The 6,530-nt window shown below is 42.7% G+C and carries 4 protein-coding genes; all 4 read right to left on the reverse strand.

The features are described 5' to 3' along the window. Positions 1-79: 79 nt before the first annotated feature. Complete coding sequence (locus QA601_07745) at positions 80-2,884, reverse strand: type I restriction-modification enzyme R subunit C-terminal domain-containing protein (GenBank protein MDG5814964.1); 2,805 nt, start codon at positions 2,882-2,884, stop codon at positions 80-82. 493 nt (positions 2,885-3,377) lie between these two features. Continuing rightward, positions 3,378-3,959 carry a hypothetical protein gene (locus QA601_07750; protein MDG5814965.1) on the reverse strand — a complete coding sequence of 194 codons (582 nt, stop codon included), beginning with the start codon at positions 3,957-3,959 and terminating at the stop codon, positions 3,378-3,380. Positions 3,960-3,964: 5 nt separating this feature from the next. After that, complete coding sequence (locus tag QA601_07755) at positions 3,965-5,080, reverse strand: XRE family transcriptional regulator (GenBank protein MDG5814966.1); 1,116 nt, start codon at positions 5,078-5,080, stop codon at positions 3,965-3,967. A 285-nt stretch (positions 5,081-5,365) separates the two neighbouring features. Then, positions 5,366-6,235, reverse strand: a complete 870-nt coding sequence (locus QA601_07760; protein ID MDG5814967.1) for a hypothetical protein — start codon at positions 6,233-6,235, stop codon at positions 5,366-5,368. Positions 6,236-6,530: the final 295 nt, after the last annotated feature.

Consider the following 6,530-nt stretch of genomic DNA (forward strand, 5'->3'; position numbering starts at 1 on the left):
TTCATGAATATGGGAATATTTCTCCTCATAATAATCTTATAATCCATTAATCCTACCAATCCTAATTCAGACAATGGTTTTACGCCGCCAACACCTCATTCAACTCCTCAATAATCCCCTCCATCTCATTACCAAACAACTGATACATCTTCCCTCTCCCACCCTGAGCATCAAAGGGTGTGTAATCCAAATCATCCATTTCAATGTGATAGGAGCTTACCACATGATCTTTAATCATGCGCAGCCAGTCCATCTGTTCCTGGGTGAAACGGTTGTGCTGGCCGGCGTTTTGTCTGAAGATCCACTGTTTGAAATTCTCATCAATGGTTTTATCAAATGCCCTGAGCTCATTATCAATACCACAAACACGCCGTATCAGGGAGACTAACGCTGTCAATTCATCCCTGGGCTGTTTACTTTTCACGTTTTCTACCGTAGTATAAGCATTCCAGACATAATCAGGTGCCAAAAGAGGCTTTTCCAGCTTCAGTTTCTCCATTACCTCTTTAATCATCCTGAAGGTGATGTTACGGTGGTTGTATGGCTGGTTATAGAAAATACTCAACGCCTTGATTTCATCGCTGTTTTTTTGGAGGTACTCAGTGAAATCCTTTATGGTTTCCTTGGCTTTGTCAACCGTAAAAGAGTCCCATTCTGATTTTGTGACAGTATCAATATTGATATGGTCAATGATCTGTTCGTGCTCTTTTCGCACGTTTTCCAGATATTCATTGAGTTTACCATTGAAGGTACCCGAAGCCTGCTGGATCAACTCCTGATGAGCGCACCTTTGGGCCTCTTCCACCTTTTCAGGCGTTCTGTCCTGAACAGGGACTTTTTCAATCTTTTCCGCTGTTCTCTTTTCTATTGCATCGGGATCAAAGGCAGTAATCAGCTCCTTGGTAATCTGTTTGAGGTTTTTACCGCCTGAGTACTGAAGCACTTTATCCTTTTCCTTATCGGTGATCTGTTTTTCCAGCCGAATTAATCTGTTCGAAAGAGACAAAAAAAGATCTTCATCCTCAACTCCCATTGTGACTGCACCCAACAGGTCTTTCATTGCTACAGAAGGCTTACGCTCCAGTGGGCGGCTGTCTGTTTTCTTTGATTTGGTTGCCCCAACAGCATCAACGATCACAAAATGGGTCTTGCTGTTAGCCATGCGGGTAACCTGCAGTAGTTTATCATTATCGATAGTTCGGGTACCGCGGCCTTTCATCTGCTCAAAGTAGTTGATACTTTTCACATCCCGCATAAAAAGCAACACTTCCAGGGGCTTTACATCCGTACCCGTGGCAATCATATCAACAGTTACAGCAATACGGGGATAGTAGGAATTACGAAAACGGTTTAGTACAGATTTGGGGTCTTCGGCTGCTTTATAGGTTACCTTTTTACAGAAATCATTGCTCTCATTAAACTCTTCACGGATGATTTTAATGATGTCATCTGCATGGCTGTCGGTCTTGGCAAAAATTAGTGTTTTGGGTACCTCATAATCGCCGTTTTCATCAAAGCGGTTGGGAAACAGTTCCGTTTTTAAGGCCCGCTTTAATTCTTTGATAATATTTCTTATCTGGCTTGGGTTTACCACCTTCTTATCCAGATCATTTTTTGAGTACTCAGTGTCTTCATCTTCCTGCTGCCACCGTTTCTGACGTGTCAGTTTATCCCTGCGGTCAACAAACCAGCCGGCTCTTATAACCTCACCCTTTTTGCTTATTTCCGTTTCAATGGTATACACATCATAAGGGACATTTACCCCATCGGTCACCGATTCTTCATGGCTGTACTGGCTGACCACATTTTCATTGAAGAATCCATAGGTTCGCTTGTCAGGTGTTGCTGTTAAGCCAATCAGAAAGGCATCAAAATAGTCCAGCACCTGTTTCCACAGATTGTATATGGAGCGGTGACATTCATCGATAACAATAAAATCAAACTGTTCGATGGGCACTTTTGATGAATATTCAACGGGCACAGGGTGCTTTTTACTCATCTGCTGCTGCATCCAGGTACTTTCATTGGGGTTCTCTTCCTCTGCGCTCTCCTCCAATTCTTCACCTTTTAGAATTGAATACAACCGCTGAATGGTTGAGATACAGACCTGACTGTCTGAAGCGATGTAACCCGATGATAAACGGTGGACATTGTATAGTTCGGTGAATTTACGGTTATCATCAGTTGGCTGGAACGTCATAAACTCCTGTTCAGCCTGTTCACCAAGGTTTTTAGTGTCAACCAGAAACAAAACCCGCCTGGCACCGGCAAATTTGAGCAGACGGTAGATAAAAGTGGCTGCGGTAAAGGTTTTCCCTGAACCGGTAGCCATCTGGATTAATGCCCGTGGCCGGTCATTCCTAAAGGATTCTTCGAGATTTTCTATGGCAACGATCTGAGCAGGGCGTAATCCTGTATGATCCAGAGATGGCAAACCGAGAAGCCTTTGACGTAAACTACTCCCCTGTTTGAACCATTTTGCAATTGTTTCGGGTGTATGGAAACAGAAAACAGTTCTGCTCCGTGGCTTTGGATCCCTTTTATCAGTAAAACGGGTGAGTGTACCGGTGCTTTCATACAGAAAAGGAAGCGGATCATTATTGAGATATTTTAACTTAGCCTCTGCATAAGCAGAAGTCTGCTCCTCTACAACCAACAAACGGTGCCCTTCCTCTTCCCGCTTGGCCTCAACGATTCCAACAGGCTTTTTATCCACAAACAAAACGTAATCAGCAGGCCCAACATCAGTATTGTACTCACGAACAGCAACGCCTTTACCCGCCGAAAGGTCCACCTCATCCTTTGACTGAACAACCCATTGCGCATCAATGAGCATTTTGTCGATTTTGTCTCTGGCGATTTGTTCGGGATGTTGGTTGTACATTTTGTCTCCCAAGTTCAATTCATGAAGAAAAATATTGCCGGTGGCAGAGACTATCTGATATCCAGCCCTCAGACTCACATTGTTTCACCCGATATTATTTCTGCACTTTTTAAGGCCCAAAAAACCAGCCCACTTCAATAAACTTCTTGTGTACTGAAGAGACCTTAAGATTCTCAGCCAAAGCCCGTGACTCGCTATAAACAAAAACTGAGTATTCTAAAAACCATGCAGGTCTGAAAGAGGCACACAACCGAACTTTGTCAAAGTGCGTGAAATAAGTACTACATTATATAAATGATATCAGGTAACTGTGTCAATGATTTTATGATCCCTTTTAGGAAATGCATAAGGGGCGAAAGTTGCGGTCCCAATATTTCGAATTCTAGCCGCATAGGGGTGTAGATTTGCCCGCCTTTTGGTCTTCTATCAAAAATTTGGTAAAATTGTACACCCAACTGAGCTTCCGGGCTACTTCCAGAGGTTCCAGAACCAACTAACTGCCGGTGTATTTGTTGCCAGCTAAGTGCCGGAAACGTTTTTTTTCCTTCGGTGGCTGGGGATGTTCATTGTCGCCCATCCATGCCGATATATACCGTTGTTTCTCCTCATCCCATTCAATCACACCAGATTCGAGCCAATGATTGATCATTTCCAGAGGCGATACACTACCCCGAAATTCTTCTTTGAATTCCTGTCGGGCGAATTGCAAAAGGTTAACGTCCCCTGAAGTAATCTTGTATTCAAGTGCCAGCGCATGCGATATAACGCCAATATCTACCCAGCTTAAATCGATTAATTGGCCAGTTTTATTATTCACAGTGCCAAAATTATTCAGGGCGTGTATAGTTTCCCAATAGGCAGTTTCCGTTTGTTTTTGTTTCTCATTGAGGACCATCGGCTTTACCTTCGCCCTCATTTCCCGCATCCAAGGATACTTGACCTTGAATTTGGTAGTTCTGACAATCTCGTCATGAACCACCCGAATTGTTTTGCATTCATAACGCTCATCTATGAACATATCGGGGGCTATTCGCAAAAGCATAAGAATAGAAGAGGTGTCGCACAGAATGAACATCAGCCCTACCCCTTTGGCTGCTCATTTCGGTATGAAATCTCATTCATAACCTCCTGTGCATCCATCGAGGTATCCAGTCCAAGCCATTCTCCCAATTTTCTTATAGAGCATTGAGGCACCTGTGCCTGGATAAGTTTCATGAAATTGGGAGACAGCTCATAAAGCATATCCACATAGTGCCGGGGATTTTCATGAGAAAAGAGAATTTTTCTCAATACAGGCACGCCTGTTTTCAGGTTCGTTGCCGCGCCACCCACTTTCACCCCATCAGGCATCATACCCTTGTGCTTTAACCTGTAGTATATCCCAAACAGTGAATGTTGGTTTTTCCGCGACACCTCTTTCATTCGGTTGATAATGATACCTTGATCATCAGATTCGGTTATGTAACGACCAACAGTGTTTGCGTAAAAATCGGGGAACTGAGTAAGTTCTGCGACATTGTCGCAGAGTTTCTCTTCTTCGACGACATCAATTGCCCCCGGTTCCTCGTCCCTTATTGCGTGGACAGTTTCATGAAGAAGCTGAAAAATCAGATCAAGCGGAGAGATGTCGATATTAACGAATACCACCCGGTGTCCCGAAATACGCGAATAGAAAGCATAGGATTTTTTCCTGAGGCCTACAGGAAATTCCCGGAAAACAGTATAAATTCCGAGGCGGGAGAGCAAGCGGAATGCACTTTTATAATCCATCGGCTTGTCATCTCCGATACCGGAAAACTCCCGAAGTTTATTTGCAATAATTTCGGCATTTTCAGTCTTTTTTTGTTTTACCCGAAGCACCGGAAGCATTTCGACAATTGGCGCCTGTCGAAACAGGTTGAGATATTGCTGTGCCAGTTGCTGTGAAGACTCTCGCATAGAGGCCGAAACCGGCACATTTCTAATTGTGCGGTGAAGCGGTACCGAGAGCAGACTTTCGGTAGGCTGGGCAAAGAAATCACCCGGTTTCATATTGAGGATGGAGCACAGCTTCACCAAATGGCTTCCACGGGGAACCACCCCGGTGGACCAGGCGTTGATCGTCTGTCGCGAAACGCCCAATTCCTGGGCTAATCGTAGAAGAGTGTATCCGGCTTCTTTGGCTTTAGATTTGATTATGGTGCCGTTAAAGCTCATAATGCCCCCGTCTATGTTCATACTCTCAAATACAATTTATATATACGTTATTGCAACGAATATACCATAATACGGGTAAAAGGTAAAGTTTATTTTACACTTATCCGGATTTCATGAGGTTCCATGTGAAAGGGTACATTGGTGCTCATTGTTGGTAACGGCGAATACCCAGTCTTGAGCGAAATCTGGTTCAGCCCCTAAAAGGTATGGGTATACAGTTTGTGCAGAGCGAATCCACAGCATAGGTTGCCTTTTATATTGCCTAGTTTACCACCTACTTGTTTATTATTCAACCTCCGTTTCATAACTGTATGCATCCTTAAACAAACTTAGCATCAAATCCCTGTTGTTCTCCAACTCTTCCTGATTGATTCGAAAATGAACCCGTTTGCTTTTCTTTTCTCTGAAAACAGTTATTCCGGCCTCCTCCAGCTGATCAAGCCAAAACTCTCTATTGGTGTGTTTTGACCCTATTCTTAAATGCTTTTTTTTGGGATAAAAAATGACCTTATTATTAGATTTGTAATCATCCTTAATGCCAACATACCGTTTGTTATAGTTTTCCCTATACACCGGGTTATCTGTTTGCAACAGTGTAATACACTTATCCATTGTTTCTAACACCTCCCGGGAGCTTTTTTTCAACCAAAACTCTCTGTCGGTCGGTTCTGCTTTCTCTTCTACTTCATCATCTGGCCTCTGGGCCAAATCCATTACTTTTGCAAAGTTCAAAACTACTTTACCATCTATTTGTAATGCATTTAACTGTATGGCAATAATCGGTATTGCCTTATTAAACAGACTGATTACATTCAGAAACCTGCTGGTAATATCTTCTGCTATAATTACCGCTATATGGTCATATTGTGGATACCGGTTTCGTTCCTCATCCCAGTACTCAATGGTTCTGATAATATGGGACTCGTCCACCTTTCCCAACTGAATCTCTACCACATATCGTGTATCAGTTTCATCATCTTTAAGGAGCAAATCCAGTCTGCCATACACAGTTGATCTCTCGACATCTTTTAAGGCCAGATCCCCAAGACCCAGAATTGCCGGATCATCAGCAATAATACCCTGAAGCCATCTTTCATTAAGAATTGGATGGCTCTTTAGAAACAGCTTGTCGTGTTTTACATATTCGAGAGACATTGTTTGATAATCCTTTTAAAAAAACAAAAGTATTTTCAGCCTTTTATTGCATCCTCAGCCACACATCTCTGCAGTGATCATTTCCAAGTGTATTATCAATTGGTTTTAATTTTTTTGATTAGACGCTCCTCCAGATCGGGGAGTGTTTCGAAATAATTATTCATTCATTGAAATCAATACGCCATATTCCAACTGCAACATTTGACAACTGCTGCTGCCTTGATTCAATCCTGTTTTCATTCCATTCTTCATAATTTTCAGAGACAGCTCTTGTGAGTTTGAAATCACTTTTAAA

The sequence above is a fragment of the Chitinispirillales bacterium ANBcel5 genome, from assembly GCA_029688955.1.
GTDB classification, from domain to species: domain Bacteria; phylum Fibrobacterota; class Chitinivibrionia; order Chitinivibrionales; family Chitinispirillaceae; genus Cellulosispirillum; species Cellulosispirillum alkaliphilum.